17 protein-coding genes and 1 tRNA gene are annotated in these 25,137 nt (G+C 36.3%); 8 read left to right on the plus strand and 10 right to left on the minus strand.

The features are described 5' to 3' along the window. Nucleotides 1–346: 346 nt before the first annotated feature. The 7 genes from AC57AW_RS01210 to AC57AW_RS01240 all read right to left on the minus strand — a co-directional run bounded on the left by AC57AW_RS01210 (nt 347) and on the right by AC57AW_RS01240 (nt 12,596). Nucleotides 347–724, minus strand: a complete 378-nt coding sequence (locus tag AC57AW_RS01210; protein ID WP_318849177.1) for a VanZ family protein — start codon at nt 722–724, stop codon at nt 347–349. After that, nucleotides 699–1,076 carry a glycine cleavage system protein GcvH gene (gene gcvH / locus AC57AW_RS01215; RefSeq protein WP_047373847.1) on the minus strand — a complete coding sequence of 126 codons (378 nt, stop codon included), beginning with the start codon at nt 1,074–1,076 and terminating at the stop codon, nt 699–701. Before gcvH ends, AC57AW_RS01210 begins: the two co-directional genes overlap by 26 nt. A 107-nt stretch (nt 1,077–1,183) precedes the next feature. Continuing rightward, nucleotides 1,184–8,218 (minus strand): T9SS outer membrane translocon Sov/SprA, encoded by a 7,035-nt coding sequence (sov, locus tag AC57AW_RS01220; RefSeq protein WP_496350620.1) that lies wholly within the window; start codon nt 8,216–8,218, stop codon nt 1,184–1,186. A gap of 57 nt (nt 8,219–8,275) precedes the next feature. After that, nucleotides 8,276–8,860, minus strand: coding sequence for a Holliday junction branch migration protein RuvA (ruvA, locus tag AC57AW_RS01225; protein WP_496350538.1), 585 nt, complete (start codon nt 8,858–8,860; stop codon nt 8,276–8,278). A gap of 227 nt (nt 8,861–9,087) precedes the next feature. Further along, nucleotides 9,088–11,379, minus strand: a complete 2,292-nt coding sequence (locus AC57AW_RS01230) for an NADP-dependent malic enzyme (protein WP_318849179.1) — start codon at nt 11,377–11,379, stop codon at nt 9,088–9,090. 16 nt (nt 11,380–11,395) lie between these two features. After that, nucleotides 11,396–12,247: a BadF/BadG/BcrA/BcrD ATPase family protein gene (locus AC57AW_RS01235; protein ID WP_318849180.1), complete on the minus strand. Its 852-nt coding sequence runs from the start codon at nt 12,245–12,247 to the stop codon at nt 11,396–11,398. An 85-nt stretch (nt 12,248–12,332) separates the two neighbouring features. Then, nucleotides 12,333–12,596, minus strand: a complete 264-nt coding sequence (locus AC57AW_RS01240; RefSeq protein ID WP_318849181.1) for a hypothetical protein — start codon at nt 12,594–12,596, stop codon at nt 12,333–12,335. A 361-nt stretch (nt 12,597–12,957) separates the two neighbouring features. Between AC57AW_RS01240 and AC57AW_RS01245 the strand changes: the two genes are divergently transcribed. The 8 genes from AC57AW_RS01245 to AC57AW_RS01280 all read left to right on the plus strand — a co-directional run bounded on the left by AC57AW_RS01245 (nt 12,958) and on the right by AC57AW_RS01280 (nt 23,041). After that, complete coding sequence (locus AC57AW_RS01245) at nt 12,958–13,416, plus strand: GtrA family protein (protein WP_318849182.1); 459 nt, start codon at nt 12,958–12,960, stop codon at nt 13,414–13,416. Nucleotides 13,417–13,419: 3 nt separating this feature from the next. Further along, nucleotides 13,420–14,157 (plus strand): lysophospholipid acyltransferase family protein, encoded by a 738-nt coding sequence (locus AC57AW_RS01250; RefSeq protein ID WP_496350539.1) that lies wholly within the window; start codon nt 13,420–13,422, stop codon nt 14,155–14,157. Between the two features lie 30 nt (nt 14,158–14,187). Beyond that, nucleotides 14,188–15,633 carry an MFS transporter gene (locus tag AC57AW_RS01255; RefSeq protein WP_318849184.1) on the plus strand — a complete coding sequence of 482 codons (1,446 nt, stop codon included), beginning with the start codon at nt 14,188–14,190 and terminating at the stop codon, nt 15,631–15,633. A gap of 94 nt (nt 15,634–15,727) precedes the next feature. Further along, nucleotides 15,728–16,684: a DUF3810 domain-containing protein gene (locus tag AC57AW_RS01260; RefSeq protein WP_496350540.1), complete on the plus strand. Its 957-nt coding sequence runs from the start codon at nt 15,728–15,730 to the stop codon at nt 16,682–16,684. An 857-nt stretch (nt 16,685–17,541) separates the two neighbouring features. Then, nucleotides 17,542–19,056 carry a thioredoxin domain-containing protein gene (locus tag AC57AW_RS01265; protein ID WP_496350541.1) on the plus strand — a complete coding sequence of 505 codons (1,515 nt, stop codon included), beginning with the start codon at nt 17,542–17,544 and terminating at the stop codon, nt 19,054–19,056. 190 nt (nt 19,057–19,246) lie between these two features. Continuing rightward, a complete protein-coding gene (locus tag AC57AW_RS01270; RefSeq protein WP_496350542.1) occupies nt 19,247–21,442 on the plus strand; it encodes a peptidase domain-containing ABC transporter in 2,196 nt (731 codons plus the stop codon). Nucleotides 21,443–21,502: 60 nt separating this feature from the next. Beyond that, complete coding sequence (locus AC57AW_RS01275; protein WP_496350543.1) at nt 21,503–21,697, plus strand: hypothetical protein; 195 nt, start codon at nt 21,503–21,505, stop codon at nt 21,695–21,697. A gap of 45 nt (nt 21,698–21,742) precedes the next feature. Next, complete coding sequence (locus AC57AW_RS01280; RefSeq protein ID WP_496350544.1) at nt 21,743–23,041, plus strand: HlyD family secretion protein; 1,299 nt, start codon at nt 21,743–21,745, stop codon at nt 23,039–23,041. 406 nt (nt 23,042–23,447) lie between these two features. Here the strand turns inward: AC57AW_RS01280 and AC57AW_RS01285 are convergent. From AC57AW_RS01285 to AC57AW_RS01295, 3 genes are all read right to left on the minus strand, one after another. Further along, nucleotides 23,448–23,521 (minus strand) — tRNA-Met (locus AC57AW_RS01285). Nucleotides 23,522–23,565: 44 nt separating this feature from the next. Further along, nucleotides 23,566–24,858: a TlpA family protein disulfide reductase gene (locus AC57AW_RS01290; protein ID WP_496350545.1), complete on the minus strand. Its 1,293-nt coding sequence runs from the start codon at nt 24,856–24,858 to the stop codon at nt 23,566–23,568. 61 nt (nt 24,859–24,919) lie between these two features. Further along, nucleotides 24,920–25,135: a signal peptidase gene (locus AC57AW_RS01295; protein ID WP_318849191.1), complete on the minus strand. Its 216-nt coding sequence runs from the start codon at nt 25,133–25,135 to the stop codon at nt 24,920–24,922. Nucleotides 25,136–25,137 lie beyond the last annotated feature (2 nt).

Below are 25,137 nucleotides of genomic sequence, written 5' to 3' on the forward strand. Positions count from 1 at the left end.
GACGGAAACGGGTTAAAGACCATTCCTAGTGAATAGGATAAGCGCGGTATTTGTAATCTAAACCTCAGAACACGAAACTCGAACCTCGAGCCTCGATTCCACAACTCATAATTCATAACTTATAATTTATAATTCGTCTCCTCTCCTAGCCCTGATAGAAATGGTTACCCCGCAACTTGCGTGGAAGAACCAGTGGATTTGAGCTAGGGAAAGCCGGGCGTGAGGAGTAGGAATGGATAGCAGGTAAAAGCTTCTAAGAAAGTATAGGGGTTTGAAGGTTTAAGAAAGCTTGAATTTTCTGTATAGAAAAAAGATGGGAATGAAATGGTGCTCTTACAAGGTATGGTTAAAAGAAACGTTTGATTAACACCTTATATATATAGTATCCTAATAGACATCCGATAGTATCTGCTACGATATCCAATGTTTCCATAGATCTACCGAGTCCCATCTCTTCCTGTAGAATTTCTGTAAGGAAAGCATAAAGAAGAATGATCTGAAAAAAGTATGAGAATTTTATTTTGGGGAAAGCCGCAATGAAAGCGAATCCCAGAGCTCCAAATATGCTTAGATGCAATACCTTGTCGATACCGCTGAACATAAACCAATATTCATGGTTCTCTTCTCCGGGCTTGAGAAGCATATAAGTAAGAAATGCCCAATAAATGGGCAATATCTTACTAAATATTTTTGAAATCTTATCCAATGATAGCTTTGTAATCATCTGCAGAAAGTAATTCAGACTGATCTGCCCCATCAGCAATTTCCAATTTGATAATCCATCCGTCTCCATAAGGATCTGTATTTAACAGTTCAGGCTGAGCTTCCAATTCTGAATTGAACTCGATAACCTTTCCAGCAATAGGCAAGAATAGATCTGAAACAGTCTTCACCGCTTCTACACTTCCGAAAACATCTCCTCCATTAAGATCATCATCTACAGTATCTATGTCTACATAAACGATGTCTCCAAGTTCTCCCTGAGCGAAGTCTGTAATACCGATTGTAGCAACGTTACCTTCGATCTTGATCCATTCGTGATCTTTGGTGTACTTTAATTCTGATGGTGTGTTCATTTTTTAATTTTTATTTTGTACAAATGTATTCAAAAATACAGTAGCTTCAAATATTGGATATAAAAAAAGTCCTTCAAAACTGAAGGACTTTTAAGTTTGTATCATTTTTAGAATCCGCCTCCGGACTCTCCGAATGTAAATGTGGCAGAAATACCGGCTCTCACTGTAGACAGCGGGAATGCTGTGGAGATCTTATACTTTGAGGTCATCTGTTCATAGAATACTCTCAAATTCAGATTCTCGGAAACATTATAGTCTGCGGAAAGTTTGATATTCATCAGTCTTTGTCCTCCGGTAACCTGAGCATCATTCAACAGGATATTCATAATGGAGGTTTTACTGTCTCTTAATGAAATATCTCCTCTGATGTTAAGGTCACTTCCTTTTCCTCTTGTTCCTCTACCTCTGATGTTGGCTGTTCCCAATCTGAAGTTTCTGATAATATATCCAAGTCTTACTACATATTCTGTGTTGGCATCTTCGGTAAGAGTTTGATTTACTAATCCCAATACCATCATTCTTGTTTTATTGTACTGGATCCCAAACTGCATATTATTTCTCATGGTAACATCTACCCCGATAAGTGGTGAGAAAGATTCTACATATCCTACCTGTGCAAATGTATATGGATTGATCTTGTCACCATCGTTTTTGATTACAGTTCCTGCATCATTGACTGTCTGATAGTATCCATCCGGATTACCGTGATAATCCACATTGCTTTGAATACCTGTTGCTGTATATGTTGCTGTATAACCATGTAAAATATCAAATTTGGTGAACTGCCCACTGATTATAGGAATATTTTTTAATCCCGAATACGTAATTCTCCAGTTTGGTAACGGGAATCCTGTTTTCTTAGGACTGCTCATAGGAGACACAGATTTCCCTTCCATAGCTGCTCTAAAGGCAGGAATCAAAACATACGCATTTCCGATGCTGTAATGCTTGGCAAACCCATTGTTGTCCAATACCGCTCCCGGACCTCCCAACTGTTGTGAAAGTGCTCTTGCATTTTCTCTGATAGACTGGTAAACCGCCTGTCCATCCTTAAATGATGTGCTAAGAAGTACTGCAGAGTTGGAATACGTTATCATTTCGCTGGCAAATGTAAAGTTAGGATCTGAAACTCCATTATTTGTATAATTAAATCCTGTGTGTGAAAAATTACTGTTGTAATTGTGCAACACATTAAGATCAACTCTTAAATCATTCATTGGCATCACCTGTAAGTCTGCCCTCAATTCTTTGGTAGACATTCTTACATACGGATCTGTCATATAGTTGGAACCACTCACCCATCCGTTTTCCATTACTGTTCTTCTGATGTCAGCCTGTGATCCAAAAAGGAATCCTAATGTTGGTCCTCCCAATGTCTGTCCGTATCCATAAAAGTTTGGAGCTGATATTAGACCTGGAAGTACTGTTCCATTCGTTTCGTTATAACTTACGTTCAACTGTTTGAAAGAAGTAAGGAAGAATGCAGCACTTTGAAGTGGAGTAAGTTTATTTTTAAACTTATACTTCTTGTATCTGTATCTGTTTTTCTCCCATTGCTTCGTATAAACATTGTTTAGAGAATCCATCTCCTGTCTGCGTTTTTGCAGTTTTGCGTTGATGTTTTTAAAGTAATTAAACTGTCCAAAGAACTTAGGTAGATCCGCTGAAGCTGTTGCCTGAATAACGTTGGTATTCTGTCCTACAGATCCCAAACTTGCAGGCTGATTCGTATTAGGATCCACAAACCCAAGCAATGAAGTAGATCTTGCAGCCCAGTTATAAGTAAATCCATATCCTACTTCTGCATCAATGAAATCCAGATAAGGCAGATATTGGAATGGCAGTTTATAGTTCAGCTGTGCTCTGTGGTTATACAACACTGGTCTTCCGGCTCTGAATACATTTCCGAAGATCGATTTGTTATCCATTGAATTTACATCCAGATTATCATTAAGGGTTCTGGTTGCTGAATTGATTTCCAGTTTTAATGATTTCGTGAAATTGAATCCTAACCCGTACTGCCATCCAAAGAAGAAGTTTCTGTTTCTGATGGCATCAAAGTCACTATTCATATTCCCATTCAGGATCGCTTCCACGTTTCTGAACTCAAGTTCGTTGTAATTTCTATCAATTTCAGTTCTGAAAGATATTCTTGTAGGAATCGGATTAAAATTGAATTCTTTAACCCATCTTAAATATTTCGTCGACTTCGCAGTATCACTGATCATTTTATTGAAAGGCTTGACTACCCATGGCTTAAATGTGTAGTTATAATCAACATATCCTCTCAGATACTGTCTGTAATTTCTCTTGGTATAAATATCCCTGAAATAATCATCGTTATAAACAGCCGTTACCGAAACGTTTTCGATGTCATAAAACTTAGGCTTTTTATTCGGATTTACTCTTTCTTTATGCATATTTACGACTCCTATACTTCTTTGCTGAGTATAGGTTCTCGCTACTTTTTTCAATTGCTCCCTGTTTGGCGCCTTACTGAATTCTACGTCGGTATCCAGAGGATTGTATTTCGGATCTTCAATAGTTTGTGAGTAAGAATAATTTAAAGGAATCTTCACCCCTGTTTTTTCAGGAAGGAATTTATCTACATTGATCGCCGTATTAATACTAAACGCTGATTGAGTAGACTGAGTTCTTTCCGCAGGTTTTGAATCTATATTTCCGAAACCAACAGATGTATAAGAAGCATTGGCATTAACCGTTGCCAAATCACCCATATTAAAGTTTAAGCTGGCATTTCCTGCATATCCTCCATCATTCTCAATTTCAGAAAGTCGGATTTCGTTTACCCAAAGAACTCTTGTTATGGTGGATGCATCTCTTGGATCAGAATTTCTTACCCCAATCATAATGGTGGTAATATTTCCTAAACTAGGTCTACCTTTGATATAAATATTTTTAAAAGGCTGCTGATATCCCGGGTCAACTGTTCTATTGGTAATAACAACCCCTGATTTGTCTCTTCTTATTTTAGCATCTACAAAATTCTGAACATCAAAATCTACCTCATTTTCCATTGGCCAGATCTCCATAGGAGCTGTCGCTGTGGTAGGAGTCAAATTTAATGATGATTCATACTCATAATAGTTATCGGTAGCATCACTTCCGAAACGGATAAAGAATTTAGTTTTCTCATCCATTCCTATTACTCTGTTCAATGGATCATGAGCGTGTACAAACAACTTAAGCTTTTTGTACCTTCTCATATCCAAAGTCGTGTTTTTGAAAACTCCTCTTGCCTCAGTTTTAAGGTTTGTTACTTTCATGTAAAGTGAAGCTTCATTCTGTCTTTGTGCCCCTGCATTTCCACTTAATACCTGTCTGTCAATTCCCGGAGGCAATACATATGGAGGCTGGTTCAGTGCATTTTCTTCAATGTTTACGCTTCCTACTTCAAAATTCGGATCTGTCACAGAACCTACTCCTTCGTCAGAACCAGGAACATCATTACTGGCAATTTTACTATCATACTTTCTCCAGTCTGATCTTACAAGATCCATTGTTCCGAATCTTAGAGTAGAGGTCTGATCAAATCCTGCCAACATTAATCTTGCAAACCTTACATTGTTCAATACAGATGGATCTGCAGTACCTTCAGCTAGATCATAATTCGCCACAGGAATTCTGAACAAGTACCATTTTACATCTGCAGACTGCCCGTTCTGGAAACTTGCTTTTACTGTTTTTACATCTACGATATTGTTTCCTCCCAATGCTAAACTTGGCTGATCAAGCTTGATTACATACTGATTATAGTTTTCAGTCTGATCAAGGTTATAATCTTTATTGATATCTTCGGCATCCGGAGTTTGTGAAGCCACATTCAGAGAATTTGCTTCTGAGTTTCCTTCCGGATTTCTGAAATATTTGTATCTCTCTACCACTGAAGCAGCCTGGCTTCCTGTAAATTTATCTGAAAGATAGAATACGAAGTCATCCACTGCAGGGTCAGCAATATTGGTAACCGGATTTACAAAAGTATTTCCGAATCTCATTGCTTCCTGATCAGAAGTAAGACCGTCATATCCGGCATCCTGTACTTTTCTGTCTTCTCCTTCCGTAGAGAATGCATAAAGAATTGGGGGTTGTTTTGGCTGTATTCCCCAGTTTGAATTTGTGGTAGAAGATGGAGTACCAGGAGTTGGTAATCCGTTTTCATACTGCATTTTTCCATCCTTCAATACATCTTCAGAAACGTTTCCTAAGTGAAGTAATAATTTTGGATCAGTACCCAGTGTTTTACCATCTGCGTATGGATCCATCATCCAGAATTCCACATATTCAATGTTTGAAGTAACAAAGTTCGGAACGCTGATTGATCTCATGATCCCCGCCCATCTGCTTTGCGCCTGTTCTGTTACCGGGTTTACGTTATAAGGTCCTTTTTCTTTAGGGAAATAAGAGATATCGAAAGTATTGGTGAAAGTTTGTTCTCCTGCTACGAAATCTCTGTTGTTGTAAATCTCAGAATACTGTACTCTTCTGGAAGCATGGTTGGATACAGACTGCGGTGTAATTCCTGCAGGTGCTTTACCTCCAACACCCCAGAATCTAGGGTCAATATTATACCATGTTAATAGTCCTCTTCCATATCCACTTGTTATATCGTCATTTCCTGGTACTGTATTAAATGGCGGTAATTTATTTTTTTCCGGTTTTGAAGCTAAGCTCCATGCTGCCGGTTCTTTTAATGATATCTTAGAAGTTGTCTGTTCAAAATCGTCAATATAAGACTGATTATTTGTTCCCTTATTCAATCCAGGGATCAGATACGCAGCTTCCATCTTAAAGTTTAAGTTGGATGGTGCTTCGGTTTTTACCATTGGAAGCTTATTGGTAAGCCTTGTCAGATAAGGAGCCTGATTGTTGTACATCAAGTTGATCCCTGCCATGGTATTGTTTACCGCTTCTTGTCCGAAGTTTACTTTCTGGGTAAGTGGGGACTCTGAATAATTGATCACAGTACCTCCCAAGATAAAGTTTTCGCTGAATCTTCTTTCTAAATTTAACCCTAAGAATCTTTTTCTTTGGGTATTAAATGTCAATTGGTTTTCAAGTGAAATATTGATAGCCTGTCCGGACTGTTTTACATTTTCGTTGATAATGGTAACGGTACCCAGCATATAATCTACGGTGTAGTCTACCCCTTCTGTAAGCTGTACTCCATTTGCTGCAACTTTCACAGATCCCTGAGGCACGTTTACTGCACCTAAAGAAATACCTTGTCCCTGAGTTCCTTTATAACGGCCTTCCATTGTATACCTCTGTGCAAGGTTACTGGAAAGAGCCTGTTGTTTTTGCTTGGTATAAAGATCCTGGAAAACGTATTGAGGATCAAATGTCCCTCCTAAAACCTTTTGCATATAGCTACCAAAAGGCTGTACTTTGGTAAAGATTATTCTTCCGGTTTCCGGTCTGATGGTAATCCCGTTGACAAAGTCGAAAATACCATCTCCTTTGCTTCCGTCTTTATTATTCTGGATATCTCCGTTCATGTTAAGACGATCCCAGTTGAATAATTTCAGTAAGTTCTGATCTTTTACAGGAGTATCCGGAAGATAATTGACTTTACCTCCTGTTTTTGGGTCTCTGTAGTATGCGTTAAGTATAAATCCATCCTGTGCTACCTGTCCTGCATCTATCGAATAGATATTCTTCATCATCAGGTCCCACATTGGAGATTGAGTGTTTACTTTATTGTTCACTCTCAGTACTTTAGTAACTAGTACAGGACTTTCTTCAGAAAATTCCCCTACTTTGTATACTTTGTTACTTCCGTTAACCGTATAAGAGTATGAAACAGCCAAAAGCTGTTGGTCATTCAATTTTTGATTTAATGAGATATATCCTAATTGCGGCTGAAAGGTAAATTCGTTAGCATTCAGCTTTCTCGCTTTTGTGGCAAGAAGAAATTCTTCTCCGTTATCGTAGGGAGAGGGTGTGCCTGGGAAGACATGCCCCTGAAAAAGAGTATTGTAATTTTTCCCTGCTTCTCTCGTTCCGGCAACTGTAGACACAGCATCATATAACCCATTCAGAGAGTTATCTGGCAAAGTAATTCCTCCTGCAGCTTCTCCCAAATCTCTTATCCCAATAATACTTTTCTGGTAAGCCAGATTACTGTTCCCTTGATCAAGTACCCATACTTCCATTCTGGTAATATTGATCGTTGAGTTGATCTGTGGATAATTAAGTAAGGCATCATCATATTTGTTCAGGAAATAGTGTCCTAAAAAGTAGTGCTGGTTTTCTTCATAGTCAATGGCGTTAACTTTAAAATTGTTCATAACACCACCACCCTGTACTACAATATTTCGGGCCTCACCCTGTTGTTGGGAAAGGACAACAGTTCCAAATGTTTTTCCAAGCTGGAATTCTGTTTTCACCCCAAACAGTGATTGTGAACCACGGATCAAACTGGTTGAAAGCGGCATATTTACGTTACCAAATTCAACTCTTTTAATGATTTTATCTTCTCCTCCTTCGTTGGGTTTATCAACATTTCCAAGGCCTTTGCTTTGGAGGTCTTTCCAACTTCCTTTTGCCTGCCAAACGAGATTCATTCGGTTTTCAAAGGCAAAACCACTTTGGGTATCATAATTGGCTTTTAGCTGCAGGTTTTCTCCTACTTTTCCCAATAGTCCCAACTGAATTCTCTGATCAATATCAAAAGTAAAACTGGTCCTGTTTTGTGGCAGGATCAATGGGTTGTCTATTTTCTGGTACAATCCGGCAAAATCCAGAGATGCATACCCTGAAGGAATGATTTCAATTTTATTACCTCCGAAAATCGTTTCGAAAAGCCTGTTATTAATCAACAATGAAGGGATAAGTCCCTTCTTCCTTGCATCTGATCTGTCCCTTCTGAAAAGAAGATTATATTTATCAGACTTCTCCTTGTAATAAGCTTTTGTCTGGGTAGCAAGCATATATTCTTTATACTCTTGCGGAGACATGGCTGTAGGAGGGCCTGTAATGGTATTTCCGATTTTAGGATATACATAGTACATCCCGGTTTTTATATCGTAATAGGCTTCGTACCTCGTAGGGTCGGCCACTTCATATTGTTTTCTTATGATCGCCGTATCTTTCTGCACCTGTGCAAAAGCACCGACAGACATACACAGGAACGACAGGAACAAAAATATGTTAAGATGCTTAATATTCGCCACCAAATGTTAAATGTTTTTTAAGATTTGTTTAACCAATTCTTCTACCGAGATGTTTGGATTTTGTTTTATAATTTTATCCGCAATCTTCTCGCTCGCTCGTTTAGGAATCCCTAAAACTTCTAATGCAGATAACGATTCTTCCTTAATTTTATTATCTACCATCACAGAAATATTCGCGTTTGGATCGCTGTATTTCTGTACTTTATCTTTAAGATCTACGATAATTCTTTCAGCAGTTTTTGCACCGATTCCTTTTGCTTTTTGAATCAGCGCACTGTTTCCAGAAAGTATTGCAGAAGCAATTTCATCAAGAGTCAATGTTGACAGCAGAATCAATGCAGAAACAGCACCCACTCCATTAACACTTATTAACAGATTGAACATTTCTTTTTCTGAACGTGTGTTAAATCCGAAGAGAAGATGGGCATCTTCACGGATGATCTGTTGGATAAATAAAAAAGTCTGCTGATTCAAAACCAGCGTCTGTGAGGTCATCAAACTGATTCCCACGTAGTAACCAACCCCTTGTACATTGATAACAGCGTAGGTAGGCGTAAGTTCTTGAACGTTGCCTTGTAAAGAAAATATCATTATTAATTTTTAAAACTCCCAAATATAGCAATTTAAACTAATTAATGTTTTCATTTAACGTGCGAATGATTTTTAACTTAAATTTCAAATAAGAATTCAATGAATTAACACAAAAGCAAAAGACTCCAAAATATGGAGTCTTTTATTATCTCAACACGGTTTAAAGTGTCATTTTTTAATAAGAAAATCTGATCAGAGGTTAGGATTACTAATCACGATCTTAATTTTTAGTTTGATTTCTTTTCTCTTCTCTGAGCATCAAGAACAGCAATCGTAGCAAGATTTACGATCTCATCTACGCTTGAACGCATTTGAAGAACGTGTACCGGTTGTTTTAATCCCATTAGGATAGGTCCGATAACCTGTGCTACTTTCATTCCTCTTAGAATTTTGTAAGAAAGGTTGGCACTTTCCAGATTCGGGAAGATGAATGTGTTCGCGGGTGTTGTTCCTAATTTGGAGAATGGGTAATCGCTCAAATGATCTGCATTCATTGCAAAATCCGGCTGAATCTCCCCATCTACAATCATTTTAGGGTATTTCTCATGAAGGATACTTACTGCTTTAGCTACTTTCTTGGAAGTTTCAGAAATAGCAGCAAAGTTTTCAAAACCAAGCATTGCAATTCTTGGTTCTATAGCAAAAGATTTTACTGTAAATTCTGCCATTTTAGCAATATTCACAAGATCTTCTGAAGTAGGATTCTGGTTAATGGAAGTATCTGCGAAGAAAATAGGTTTCTTTTCAGATAGAATCATCATCATTGCTGCTACTTTGTCTACTCCTTTATCTTTTTCAATAACTTCCAAAACAGGACGTAAAACTGAAGTATAGTTTTTAGAGAATCCTACGATAAGACCATCGGTATCACCATGTCTCAACATAAGAGGCCCGAAATAATCTCTCTGACGAACATATCTCTTCGCTTTGTACTCATTCATCCCTTTTCTCTGACGGAGTTTCCAAAGAGTTTCTCTGTATTTTTTTCTGTTTTCTTTCTGATCATCATCACTTGGATCAATGATTGGAACATCCAGAGTAATTCCGTAACGCTCCATCTGCTCCTTGATGTATTTTTTATCTCCTAAAAGACTTGGAAAAGCAATTCCTTCTTCATAAAGGATTTGAGCTGCTTTCAATACGTTATATTCTTCAGCATTTCCAAGGGTAATTCTTTTCGGATTAGATTTAGCACGGCTCTGCATCATTCTTACCAATCTCTCATCTCGTCCCATTCTGTCTAAAAGCTGGTGCTCATATTCTTCAAAATCCGTAATGGTTTTTCTGGCAACACCACTTTCAATAGCTGCTTTTGCTACAGCGCTTGATACTTTTGTGATCAATCTGTTATCAAATGGCTTCGGAATGAAATAATCTCTTCCAAACTGCAGATTCTGAACATTGTATGCTAGAATTACAGCTTCCGGCACTGGTTCTTTTGCTAAATCAGCAATCGCGTGTACGGCAGCCAGTTTCATTTCTTCATTAATTCCTGTAGACTGTACATCTAATGCACCACGGAAGATATATGGGAAACCTAATACGTTGTTTACCTGGTTAGGATAATCACTTCTTCCTGTCGCTAAAATAACATCTTTACGAGTTTCAATAGCAAGATCGTAAGCAATTTCCGGATCAGGGTTCGCTAGAGCGAATACGATAGGATTTTCGTTCATGCTTAAAAGCATTTCCGGAGTCATTACGTTTCCTTTAGAGAGTCCAACGAAAACATCAGAGCCTTTTACAGCCTCTTCTAATGTTTCGATATCTGTCTGAGCAATGAAGTCTAATTTTTCAGGAGTAAGGTTTTCTCTTTTATGGTTGATCACCCCTTTACTGTCACACATCAGGACGTTTTCTTTTTTCAATCCCAATGAAATATAAAGCTTGGTACATGCAATAGCTGCAGCACCTGCTCCATTGACCACCATTTTCACTTTATCAATATCTTTATTGGCAATCTGCAAAGAGTTGATCAATGCTGCTGCTGAGATAATGGCTGTTCCGTGCTGATCGTCATGCATCAAAGGAATATTCAATTCCTCTTTCAGTTTTTGTTCTATATAAAAAGCTTCAGGAGCTTTAATATCTTCAAGGTTGATTCCTCCAAAAGTAGGAGCAATTCCTTTTACGATTTCAATAAATTTATCCGGATCTTTTTCGTCAATCTCAATATCAAATACGTTGATATCTGCAAAGATTTTGAATAAAAGTCCTTTCCCCTCCATTACCGGTTTTGAAGCTTCAGCACCGATGTCTCCCAGTCCAAGTACGGCAGTACCGTTAGAAATTACTGCTACCAGGTTTCCTTTTCCTGTATAATCATATACAGTTTCAGGTTTATCATGAATTTCCATACAAGGAACAGCTACTCCCGGAGAATACGCCAATGATAAGTCTCTTTGAGAAGAGTGTGGCTTTGATGGGATTACTTCAATTTTTCCCTTTGGTTCTGCTTTATGATAATCCAGCGCTGCCTGGCTAAAGTTCTTTTCGTCACGATTGTTGTTACTTGACATAAAATTTTGTTTTTTGTTAAAGTATATATTTAATGTGGTAATCTACTAAGCTTTCAATTGGTTTCTGAACAACATGTCCCACATTTAAATTAAGTTCTGTAGCTACAGAACGTAGTACGTTTTCATAATAATAAGCGATAGATCCGATAAAATTGATTTCAACGTCTTTAGCTTCTTCATAAGGGATTACCTGGTATTCAAAGAAGTTTTTCATTTCTTCAAAAACCATATCCCTGAAATAAGGATGATCTTTTCTTTCGATCACAAATTTGGTAAAGTCGGCCAAATAAGCATTTGGTCTTGTAGTATGATACATATTTTGCAATGCATCTTCTACGGTAAGCAGATAGTTTGCTTCAAATTCGGCGCGAAGGTCTGAAGGCAGTTTTTTCATGAAATATCTGCGCAGCAATTGTTTTCCTATAGCGCTGCCACTTCCTTCGTCTCCAATAATAAATCCTAATGAAGGTAATTCTATCTTTATATTTTCACCGTCGAAATAACAAGAATTTGATCCTGTGCCAAGAATGCACACGATAGCAGGTTTTCCGCTGTATGCTGCATAGGCTGCAGCCATCAGATCTTCCTTCACAATAAATTCTGCTTTTACAAAAACCTTCTTCAGCTCTTCCTCTATGGTTTCACAGTTTTTTTTCACTCCACATCCGGAACCATAAAAATAAACCTTGGTAATTGAATTTTTAAGGGACATCAGATTGCTATTTTTCTGCACCTCAGGAGCGATAAGTTCTCTGTTGATAAAATTCGGATTGAAACCGATTGTTTCTGTTTTCAGAAAAACTTTCTTAAAGTCATCAAGTATTACCCAATCCGATTTAGTAGAACCACTATCTACAATAGCAACCATATTTTAGATTTTAATTTAAGGGTGCTAAATTAGGAATTTATCTTCAATTAGCGTTTATAAACAACCTGGAAGCTGTCTAAAATCATTAATGTTTAATCTCTGTTTTTTTTTCGTTGAACTGTATTAGCCAATCTTCTATTTCATCTTCCAGATAGGAAGTCTGTAATACCATTGCATTGATAAAATCATCAGGCACTGGTTCTCCTTTGGAGTTTTCGAGATTCCATAATTCGTTTGACATATTTTCATATTCAGAATACACTCTTTTGAAGCGGGAATTTTCTTTCTCAAGAGCTTCAATATTTTTCTGTTGAAGCTGGAATTTTCTGTATTTGTTTTGACTTTTCATACAAATATTATTAATAATTGGGTCATAAAATGTTGGAGTATATGCGCTTAACCGCGCACTACAAGATAGAAAAAACCATCAACACAAGAAGTTGAAAATGAATTTATTATCAGGTCGTTATTACATCATTCTGAATATTAAAATTAGAAATAATTTTTATTAAAAAAAATATTTTAACAACTTTTTTCAGTGTTTAACATATAGTTATAAATTTGCATATTCATATTGTGAAGTTCTGACATTATTGGTATTTCAAAATGGTTATTAACAGCCGGAATACAGTAAAGTCTTTATTTTCTGAGATATAAATCATTTCAGCTCTTATACAATACGGACTTATATTTAGTTTTATAATCATTAAATGAAAGAAATACTCATACGCCAGAAACAGGTTCTGTTCTTCATCATTGCAGGAGGACTGAGTGCCATTGTAGAAATAGGCAGCTTTAAGATTTTCAGCACCTATCTTCCGCATTTCTTTGCAAAGGAAATTAACTTCCATGGTATACATTATCCTTTAAGTAACATTTTTTCCACCAGCTGCGGGATCATTACCAATTATTTTCTGAGTATCTGGTTTGTATTCGAAAGAGGAAAACATTCGAAGAGAAAGGAGTTCGTTTATTTTATGGTGGTATCCTTCTTTTCAACATTACTCAGTCTTGGTTTTTTCCAGATATTTTATAGTTTCATATTTAAAGATAATATCAACTTATTTTTTTATACCTTGAGCCCGGAAATGATCAGCAAAATTGCAGCAATATTACTGGTTTCCATTCTGAATTATTCGGTAAAAAAGAAAGTAATTTTTAACGGTTAAACTGTGACAAAAATTTTAAATTATCTCTGGAGATTCTGGCTGCTGCTGTTAGCATTTTTTCTAACAGTTACTATTGGGATCCCTGTTTATATTTTATCTTTTAACAAAAAGCATTATAAGTACGGTTATAAACTTGTCAGGCTCTGGTGTTTCGGAATGTTTTACGGAATGGGTTTCAGGTATGATCTCATTAAACTTTCGGAGCAGGAGAAGGACAAAAATATCCCTTATGTTTTTATATCCAATCATACATCCATCATGGATATTATGCTTACCTGCATTGTATTTCCGGATCACCCGATATGTTTTGTAGGAAAGAAAGAACTGGTAAAGATTCCTATTTTCGGAACCATTTATAAAAGGATATGTGTCATGGTAGACAGAACGAGCGCCAAAAGCCGTGCTGATGTTTACCGAAGGTGTGCTGAAAAGATGGAGGAAGGCAACAGCATTGCCATTTTTCCTGAAGGCGGTGTACCGGATGACACTTCTATCATCCTGGATGACTTTAAGGACGGAGCGTTCATGCTGTCCTCAAAACATAACTCTCCTATCGCTGTTTATACCTTTATCGGACTCAAGGAAATGTTCCCTTTTGAAAACTCAAAAGGCTATCCTGGAAGAGTAAAGGTGTATTTCAACGGAATCATTGAGCCTACCGATTCGCCAAAAGACTTAAAGGCAGAGGCTTACGAGAAAATAAAAAAAACCTTAATCAGCTATTCCGTTGAAAGGAAATAGTTATATTTGTTTGTGAAATCTATAATAAATATGTCAAATTATTCTAAACAAACCAATTGGGCCCAATTCATTCCATTGGTTACTGTATTCTTCTTTTGGGGATTTGTAGCAGCCAGTAATGATATTCTGATCCCCGTTTTTCAAAAAGCCTTCAATCTATCTCAAACTGAAAGTATGCTGGTACAGATATGCTTTTATGTAGCGTATACTGTAGGTTCTTTAATTTATATGATTGTATCAAAGAGCCTGAAACAGGATTTGATCAATAAAATAGGGTACAAAAACGGCCTTATTGTGGGGCTTCTTATTTCAGCAATGGGAACCTTGTTGTTTTACCCGGCTGCCAACATGCATTCTTTCCCTTTAATGATCTCAGGATTATTTATTGTAGGTTTAGGCTTCTCTCTCCAGCAGATTGTTGCCAATCCGCTTGCTATTGAGGTAGGTCCTACAGAAACAGGATCTCAGAGGTTAACAATGGCTGGTGGAATCAATAACTTAGGAACTACAATAGGACCGCTTATTGTTGCATTTGCTATTTTTGGTTCTGCAGGTGCAGGCAACACGGAAGCAAGTATAGAAAGTGTAAAAATACCTTATCTGATATTAGGAGCAGCCTTTGCCCTTGTAGCTTTAATGCTTAAATTCTCTTCCCTTCCTGCTATAACTCCAACCAATACTGAAGACACAGACGATTCAACTCCTGGAGAGCACAGAAAATCAGCATTTCAATACCCTCAATTGGTAATGGGAATGATTGCAATCTTCGTGTATGTAGGAGTAGAAGTTTCCACAGCCAGTAACCTTCCGGCTTATATGGAAAAAAACTTAGGCTTTGAAACAAAAGATGTAGCCCCTTATATCTCTTTATACTGGGCATCATTGATGATTGGCCGTTGGACAGGTGCTGTAGAAGCATTTGATGTGAATGCCGGATTCAAAAAGATCTTAAGATTCTTAGCTCCTTATCTTGCATTCGGTGTATTTTTACTTGTGAATGCTATCGCGAAGCATGATCTGTCTCCGTTCTATGTATATGGATTTATCATTATTGCTATGATTATCTGTGATATCTTAAGTAAAGGAAACCCGGCAAGAATGCTTTTAATCTTTTCTTTAGCAGGGATTACAGCTTTACTTGTAGGGATGTTTACTACAGGAATGGTATCTGTATATGCATTTACCAGTGTAGGACTTTTCTGCTCAACTTTATGGCCATGTATTTTTGCACTTGCCATCAATGGACTTGGAAAACACACCAATCAAGGTTCAGGATATCTTATTATGATGATTATGGGTGGAGGTATCGTAAGCTTTATACAAGGTTATATCGCAGATATTACAAATATTCATTTCAGTTATATCGTAGGGGTTATTTGTTTTGCTTATCTTGCATTCTATGCGATCCGTGTGAGTGGGATTCTAAAAGCCCAAGGCATTGATCTGGATAAAGTATCTAAAGGCAATGGTCATTAATATTACGAAAACAATATATAAAAAGAAAAGGTTTTGGGCAGGTGTATTACTTGCCCAATTTCTTTTGTTTTATATCTGCTCAAAATCCGGACTGATGATCTCGTTTTTTGAACGTTTTTTTGAACTTCAAAAAGGAACGCATCAGGCGTTATTCAGCTGGATTCCATTTTCTATGGGAGACCTTATTTATATTGTACTGGGTACTTTCCTTTTGTATTATTTCATCATGCTATTCAGAAAGCAACGAAGACAGGATTCTATGCTCAGGATTCTGATCATCATCAATATTTTTTATTTTATTTATCAGATCTTTTGGGGAATGCTGTATTTCCAAACTCCTATTATCAAGAAACTTTCAAGCCAGAAAGAACCGGATGTGGAAAAAGCAAAAAAACTGGCTCTTGATTATCTTGAAAAATGTAAAATAACCAGGCAGTCTGTCCATGAAGACGGCAAAGGAATATTTATTATTACGAACCTTACTTCTATACAACAGGAGATCCTGCATCAACAAACAAAACTACCTTCTCAGATTTCGAATAAAAAAGCGCCTCAGATTCTGGATATTAAACCCAGTTTATTCAAAAATGTAATGAGTTTTACCGGCATTCTGGGATATTACAATCCTTTTACCGCTGAAGCTCAATATAACGCTGAATTACCTTCTACATTCATCCCTTTTACAACAGCCCATGAAAGTTCGCATCAGCTGGGTTTTGCCAGAGAACAGGAAGCTAATTTTGTGGGGTATTTAATAGGCATTCATTCCAGTAATACTGAGTTGAGATACAGCACTGAGTTTTTCACTTTAAAAAGCCTTTTAAGGTTCATTGTGGAGGAAGATTCGGAGTTCGTTAAGAATGTACTTCACCAATATTCACCTGCTATGAAAAGAGACCGTGCCTATGAAAAGAATTTTGTAATGAGCCACCAGGGCTGGTTGGATGATTTTTTTGGATACACCAACAATCTGTTTCTGAAAAGCAACCAACAGGAAGGCTCAGTCACCTATTCTTACTTTATAGATCTACTCTTAAACTATGAAAAATAGATAAAAAAAGAATCGTATCAGGCGATACGATTCTAAAAACACAAATGATGAAAAAAAATTTATTACCTTGACTTGTTCCCTCATTCAAGGCGATGTAAAAGTACGACATATTTTATAAATACAAAAACATTTACATCCTTTTTTAAAACTTTATGAAAACTTTATGATTTTTTAAGTTTTTTTGAGTTCAAACCACTTTCTTTCAAATCGCAACCAACACTTGTATTTAATATGAAAAACACCATTTAACCCCGTATAGCCTATTAAATTACCATAGAATCAAACCATTGTTTAAATAAAAAACATTCCATTTTTACCCTTTTTTCATTGTTTTAAAAATTGGAGTTATCCGCCCTATTTTATGGTATATTTCTAACATTTGCTCTATAAAAATTTCAAGATATTCTGATCAAAAATATTAGACTTTATTATTCTATTTTGTTCGTTTTTTTAACAGGAATTTCTATACAATTGTCATTATATCATTTCTCAAGTGATCTACGCTCCTTGTTTTATTCTTCTTTTACCTAAAAATCTTCTTTCTTTTCAAAATATAGAACCTTCCAGGTTATTTAATCTACTCTCTTAAAACCATTCTTTTAAAAATTCGGCATTCTCAGCCAAAGCTCTTGTTTTATTGAATAATAAAAAGAACAAATTCTTCATTAAAAGGACGATAAAACCAACAATTTTTAATAGAATATCATATTCTAGGATTTACTTCGGAGCTTCAATTTTGTAAAATAAAATATTGAAAGTCAAATCTAATCTACTAATAGCCGTTTATATCTCACTAATAAAAGAAAAAAACTTTTGTATATTTAAAACATCTGTGTATTTTAGATAAAAATATTAATATGATTTTTGACAAACTAATTAACCACCTAAAACTCGATAAACAGGAATTCATTTTCCAGTTCAACTCACATCCCAATTACCCATCTGCACTGGCTTTCAGTGACACACTTAATTTTATGGGGGTAAAAAATGATGCTTATGAACTTGACAAAGAATATTGGGACGAACTTCCGGAAGAATTTATTGCCATTGTTGAAAATTCATTTTCTCTCGTAAAGAAGTCAGGAAGCAACTATTCAGTATATTCAGAAAAAGCAAAAACTCTCGGCAAAGAAGAGCTTTATACCAAATCAACTGATTTTGTATTGTTGTTTGAAAAGACTGAAAATGCAGAAAATAAACTGGCATTCAATTTCAAGCCGGTTCTTTATTTAATTTTCGCAGCTGTTCTTGCCTATTCATTGATAAGCCAGACCATTTATGAAGCTATATTCAATCTTCTTTCTTTGGCTGGAGTATACATTTCACTGGAAATCTTCAATCAGAAATTCGGGAATACATCTACCGTAATCGGAAGTATATGTGGCGGCGGAGGTGCTGCTGCCAACCAGACAACTAACTCATGTGATAAAATTATAAAACAGGATAAAACCAGTATCTTAGGTTTAAAGTTTGCAGACTTTTCTCTAATCTATTTTGCAGGACTTGCAGTGCTGGGATTATTTTTACCCGCTACAGCTTATATTGTAAAAGGATTTACCTTCGTTTCTGTATTGGCAATAGGATATTCTCTATACATTCAAGCTTTTGTAGAAAAGACATTTTGTAGAGTATGCCTTTTGATTATTTCTATTCTTGTAGGACAAATAGTAGTAAGCAGTTTATTTTTTGAGAATCTGTCTTTCAGTGTGGGAACACTTTTATTAACGGTTATTCTATGGGCACTGGTATTTTCCGCTGTTATTTATTTCAATACTCTTCTTGAGCAAAAAGAATCTCTTCAAAAGTCGAATGCAAAAAACCTTAGATTCAAAAGAAATTATGAGCTTTTCAAAAACCAGATGGAACAGAATCAAAAAATCGAATTTCAGGATACAGAAACTTTTGCTGTTGGGAAAAGAGATGCTAAACTTCGTATTTCTATCGTTTCCAATCCATATTGTGGATTCTGTAAAGATGCTCATAAGCTGGCAGAAGGTCTTTTGGAAAAATACCCTGATAATATCTCTTTACAGATGAGATTCAATTACAGTCCTGAAAGAGCTCCTGAAAAATACACACAGCTTATTTCAGATCTGACTCATATTTACCACAACAAACCTGAAAAAGAATTTTTACACGCTGTAGAAGAATGGTTTGAAACTAAGGACGAAAGCAAAATCAATATCCTTTCCGGAGGAAATGCTACATCGGAAAACCTGAACCCACTGGTAGAAATGTCTAATGAAAACAGTAACGCAGGATTAAACTTCACTCCAATCTTTATCATCAACGGATATCAGTTCCCTGATAAATACGATCGTGAAGACATTTTATTCTTTATTGATGAATTAATAGAAGATGATGAGATTTAGTAAATAAATATCATTCATTTGAAAATTTCACTATCTTAGGAAAAACAAAAACAACACCTGAAAAGGTGTGAAAGAGCAGAAAAACAGTGACCAATGGAACTATTTCCGGTTTACCATTTCATTGAATTATAATTGAATTAAAGTAAAAATGTCGTCATCCGCTGACGGCATTTTATAATGAGTAGTAGTTTTGAAAAAAAAATTCCCCTTTTATAAGCAACCAGACACTAAAGACTGCGGCCCTACATGTCTTAGGATCGTAAGTAAGTACTACGGTAAAAGCATATCTCTGCAGCAAATTCGTAACCTTTCCGAAACAACACGTGAAGGAAGCAGCCTTCTTGGGCTGAGTGATGCTTCAGAGAACCTGGGATTCCGGTCAATGGGAGTCCAAATCGATTTCAATACCCTCACAGAAGAAGTTTCTTTCCCGTGTATTGCACACTGGAATAAAAACCATTTTGTTGTTGTTTATAAAATTGACAAAAACAACAAAGTATATATTTCAGATCCAAGTTATGGACTGATTACCTATACCCGCGAGGAATTCATCAAATCCTGGATCGGAGAAAATGCCAACGAAAATACAGAAGAAGGCATTATTCTTATTCTTGAAACAACACCGGCATTTTTCCAGACCGAATTTGATTCTGAAGAAAGTAAAGCCAGTTTTTCTTTTCTTTCCAAATATCTCCTTAAGTATAAAACACTTGTTATCCAACTGGCCATAGGACTTCTGGGAGGAAGTTTACTATCCCTTATATTCCCGTTTCTTACCCAGAGTATTGTAGACGTCGGCATCCAGAATCAGGATATTAATTTTATCTATGTGGTTTTGCTTGCACAGATCATGCTATTCCTTGGAAGAATGGGAATTGAAACCATACGAAGCTGGATTCTTCTTCACCTTTCTGCAAGAATTAATATTTCCATCATCTCAGATTTCTTTATCAAGCTCATGAGGCTTCCGATAAGTTTCTTTGATACGAGAATGACCGGAGATATCATGCAAAGAATAAATGACCACCACAGAATAGAGCAGCTTCTTACAAGTTCATCATTAAATACGCTGTTCTCACTGGTGAATCTTATCATATTCAGTATTGTTTTGCTGTTTTATGATTACAGATTATTCATTGTTTATCTTGTTGGAGCGGTATTGTATATTGGCTGGATCAGTTTTTTCCTGAAAAAAAGAAAAGAGCTTGACTACAAAAGGTTCTCTCAGGTATCTCAGGAACAGAGTAAAGTAATTGAGCTTATCAACGGTATGCAGGAAATTAAAATGCATAACGCTGAAAAACAGAAACGATGGGATTGGGAATTTCTTCAGGTAAAACTGTTTAAAATCAGAATAAAATCGCTTTCATTAGAACAATGGCAGTCCGTTGGAGGTAACTTTATCAACCAGATGAAAGATATTCTGGTAAGTTTCCTTTCTGCAAAGCTGGTGTTAAGTGGAAACCTTACTTTAGGAATGATGCTTTCTGTACAGTATATCATTGGACAGCTAAACAGTCCTCTTCTTCAGCTTATCGATTTCATCAAGCAGACTCAGGATGCTAAGATTTCCCTTGAAAGATTAGGGGAAATTCATGATAAAGATGATGAGGAAGATAAAAATGAGCAGTATGCCACAGATGTTCCAAAGAAAGACATCGAGATCAAAGATATGTCATTCCGTTATATCGGTTCTGATGTTCCGGTTTTTGAAAACTTAAGCCTTACAATCCCTTATCAGCAGACTACGGCTATTGTAGGAGCCAGCGGAAGTGGAAAAACGACCCTGTTGAAACTGTTGATGAAGTTTTATGACCCTGATCAGGGTGAAATCAGAATCGGGAGTACCAATATGAAAAATATTTCTCCAAGATACTGGAGAGATCATTGTGGAGTGGTAATGCAGGAAGGCTATGTATTCAACGATACTATTGCCAATAACATTGCTGTAGGTGAAGATCATATTGACAAACAAAAGCTGAGACGTGCTGTAGAAATAGCCAATATCAAAGAATTTATTGAAAGTCTTCCGTTAAGTTATAATACGAAAATCGGAAATGAAGGTGTGGGTGTCAGCGGCGGTCAGAAACAGAGACTCTTCATAGCAAGAGCTGTTTACAAATCTCCTGAATATATTTTGTTTGATGAAGCTACATCAGCATTGGATGCCAATAATGAGAAAGTGATCATGGAAAACCTGGAGCAGTTCTTCAAAGGAAAAACAGCTGTGGTTATTGCCCACAGGCTTTCCACGGTAAGACATGCGGATAAAATCATCGTACTGGATCAGGGGAAAGTAGTAGAAGAAGGCAGTCATGCTGACCTTGTAGATTTAAGAGGAGAATATTACAGACTTGTAAGAAATCAACTTGAATTAGGAAGCTAGCAAACCTATAGCGGAACCGAAAAGCTTATAGAGTAGGAAAAATAAAAACTATAATTAATCATGAAAAATCTCAAAAAACTATCGAGAAAAGATCTGACATTTGTCAGCGGAGGTGTAGTTATTCCGGACAACAACTGTTGTGGTTCTTGGTGTCTTGGCAGCTGGATGCCATGCCGTCTCCACCATATTGCATGTCCGCCGGATGCAGATACTTCACCACCATCGTGGTATGACGGGAATTGCCCATTTGGTTAAATTATATTCCCCCTGAAACATTGGGGGAAATTTTATCTTAGAAAAATGAAAGAAGACGTTTTAGACAATATTGAACTCCGCTCAGAAAGCGTACAGGATATTCTTACCCAGCCGCCTCATTGGATGATCCGCTGGGGAAATACCGTTATATTTATTATTCTCCTCCTGATTCTCTTGATGAGTTACATTATAAAATATCCGGAATTTGTACCGGCTCCTATTATTGTGACTTCTCAGAATCCTCCGGAGAAGATTGAAGCAAGGACAAGTTCCAAAATTGAAAAAATATTTATAAAAGATCATCAGGAAGTTAAAAAGAATGATGTTCTGATGGTAATGCAGTCAGCAGCTAACTATAAAGATATTTTAGAGCTTAAAAAACTGATAGATTCTATTACTCCTGATAAGCTGTATTCCTTCCCTCTTGCCCAGGCTTCAAGATTTAAATTGGGCGAATTACAGGGTGAATATAATAGTTTTGCAAAGGCATTTCAGGATGAAGCCCTTTTCACAAGATTGCAGCCTTATGCGCCGGAAAACCTGGCAGCCAATCAGAGTATTTCTGAATACCGCGTAAGAATAGCTACCTTAAAACAACAGAAGAGCCTGGAATCAATAAAATATGATCTGACCAAGAAAAACTTCAACAGATCTCAGGAACTTTTCAATCAGGGAGTTATTTCGGCTATGGAACTTGAAAATGAAAAGATCAAATATCTTCAGGCCCAGCAAAATCTTGAAAATCTTAAAATCTCTATCTCACAAATGGATGAAGGTATTTCCAATCTTAATAAAACGAAAAGCGGAACTGCCATTAACACAGAAAAAGACAGAATTACCTACTCTTCACAAACTTTACAGCTTCTTGAGCAACTGAGAAAATCTTTAAAACAGTGGGAACTGAATTATCTTGTTATATCATCTACAGATGGTCTCGCCAGCTTCCAGCAGTTTTTTGGTGAAAATCAGTTTGTAAAGGTTGGTGAACCCATCCTTTCTATTCTTCCTAAAAATAAAGAGCAGCTGGTAGGCAGAATGTCTGTTCCTACAATAAATTCAGGAAAAATAATTCCGGGTGAAAAAGTACTGATTAAACTTGACAACTACAGATTCCAGGAATATGGTATCATTGAAGGAAAAGTACAGAATATCTCTCTTATTCCTGATGATAAAGGAAATTATTATGTAGATGTTGTTTTGCCGAAAGGATTAAAAACAAGCTATAATAAAACACTTACATTCGATAAAGAACTTAGGGGCAGCGCAGAGATTGTAACACAAGATCTTCGATTGATTGAAAGATTCTTCTATCAAATCAGAAAGCTTCTTGGATATCAGGTCTGATAAAGAACCCTTACAAAAAATAAAAGCCGTTTTGCATATTGTAAAACGGCTTTTTTTATAATGGTATTTTAGATTGGCGCCTCATAATTCATTTTACCTGAAAACTGATTAGTGTTATTCCTTTATTAAAGGCTTTATTCTGTGAAGAAAGGTTCTTGATCATAAATAAACAGATCGGTCAAAAAAAGGCCATAAGAAAGCGAATTCAAGGGAAGTAATGTACATCTATCCTAATCATTTTGATAAGAGAATATAATAAGATCGAAATCGGGGTACTTCCCCTAATTTTCTACTGAAAGGTGATAATTTCTAAAAAAGAAAAGATTGAGAAGAAATGAAAAGATAAATTCACGGTTATTATAAAATTAAAAACCGCAATCATTAAATCAATGATTGCGGTTTTTTGTAGCGAAGACGGGAATTGAACCCGTGACCTCAGGGTTATGAATCCTGCGCTCTAACCAACTGAGCTACCTCGCCTTTTTGGTGGTGCAAATATAGAAAATATTTCTTTACCTCCAAAATTATTTTAGCTTAAAATATTCTAAAACATCTCCAACATGATCTGGTTTGTTGATAATCTTATTGTTAGCATCTAAAATAAAATACGTTGGTGTTGCATGAATATTGTACATATCCGTATAACTGCTGTTCCACCCTCTCAATTCTGAGTCATTCACCCAAGGAAATGCAGCTATCTTTTTAGTATAAGAATTTTTATCCACATCTAAAGAGAATCCTACAACCTGAATATTTTTTGATTTCAGATCATTATATTTTTCCAAAAGTTTCGGAAGTTCACTTTCACAGTGAGAACATGTGGATGACCAGAACACAATAACTTTCTTATCAGCCTTTATATCGTATAATGACTTGGCAGTAGTATTTACAGGTGACTGAAACTTATAATTAGGGAAAGCAGCTCCCATTTCAATATTCGCGTTCGATTTCAGTGTAGAAGCAAGTCTGTCATTGATGGTACACTTAAGATTTTTGGCAAGCGACAAATATTTGCTCTTGTACTCACTCATCTCATATACATCAAAAATATCAATCAATTCTGATAAGACAGTCTGTCCTCTTGGAGTTTCCACTTTTAATCGGTCTAACAGTTTATCAACAGAAGCAGTGACATTAGTATTTCCTCCAGAGTTCAGATAAGATACTAATACAGGTCTTAATAATGACGAGCTTTCAAGCATATCACTTGATTTGTCCAGAAAGTTGATTATTTCCTCCTGATCTACTTTTTTGGATGAATCTTGTGAAGTTGAAATAAACTTACTATAATTAGTGTTATAATAGGTAATAAAAGGGTGTTGAGCCGCATCTATAGAACTGGAAGTACCGGAAAGTCTGTCAATCTCTGTTTTCAGAGCTTTTCCAAAGTCTGTGTTGTCTTTATAATATTCTTTGATCTGTGCCAAAGCTGGCAAAATAAGTTCTTTCTTTTGAGAACCTTCCTGCTGCTTACTCATCAGATTGTTCGCTTCATCCAGATAGATAACATCTTTAACTTTATTATTTTGGATATCCAGTTTAAAGTTGACGTTTTTATTTTCAGAAATAAAGCTTACGGTATTATTAGAACCCGGGAAATAGACTTTCATCATTCCCATATAGTTGCTCGGGTATTTAAAAGTCCATGTACTATTCTTACTTTGTTCTTTAGTAACAATAATATCTTTCGAACCGTTAAGTGTATATAGAATAGCGTCCTGATCTTTAAAATCTGCCGGAGTCTGAATAGTAACTGTAAACTGAGCCTGCAGAGCAAATGCGGCTAAAACCGCAGATAGCGTATAAATCTTTTTCATAAGGTAAAAATAAAAAAACTCTCTGACTAATCAGAGAGTTTAATATTATTTTAATAAAATTTTATGCTTTTACGCTCTTATACTTTTTTGTAAAGTAAACAATAAATCCAATTGCTACAATACCAAGTACATATACATACATATCAATGGGTGCAGGTGCTCCGGTACCATTCCCTCCATTTCCGCTTCCTGTTGGAGCTGGTTGTGGTGGGGCTGCATTTGCTAAAGTTATAGCAAAAAGAAAAAGAGCTAATACTAGTTTATTAATAGTTTTCATGT

This window comes from Chryseobacterium sp. BGA-UO-ETr-SB22 (genome assembly GCF_059567885.1).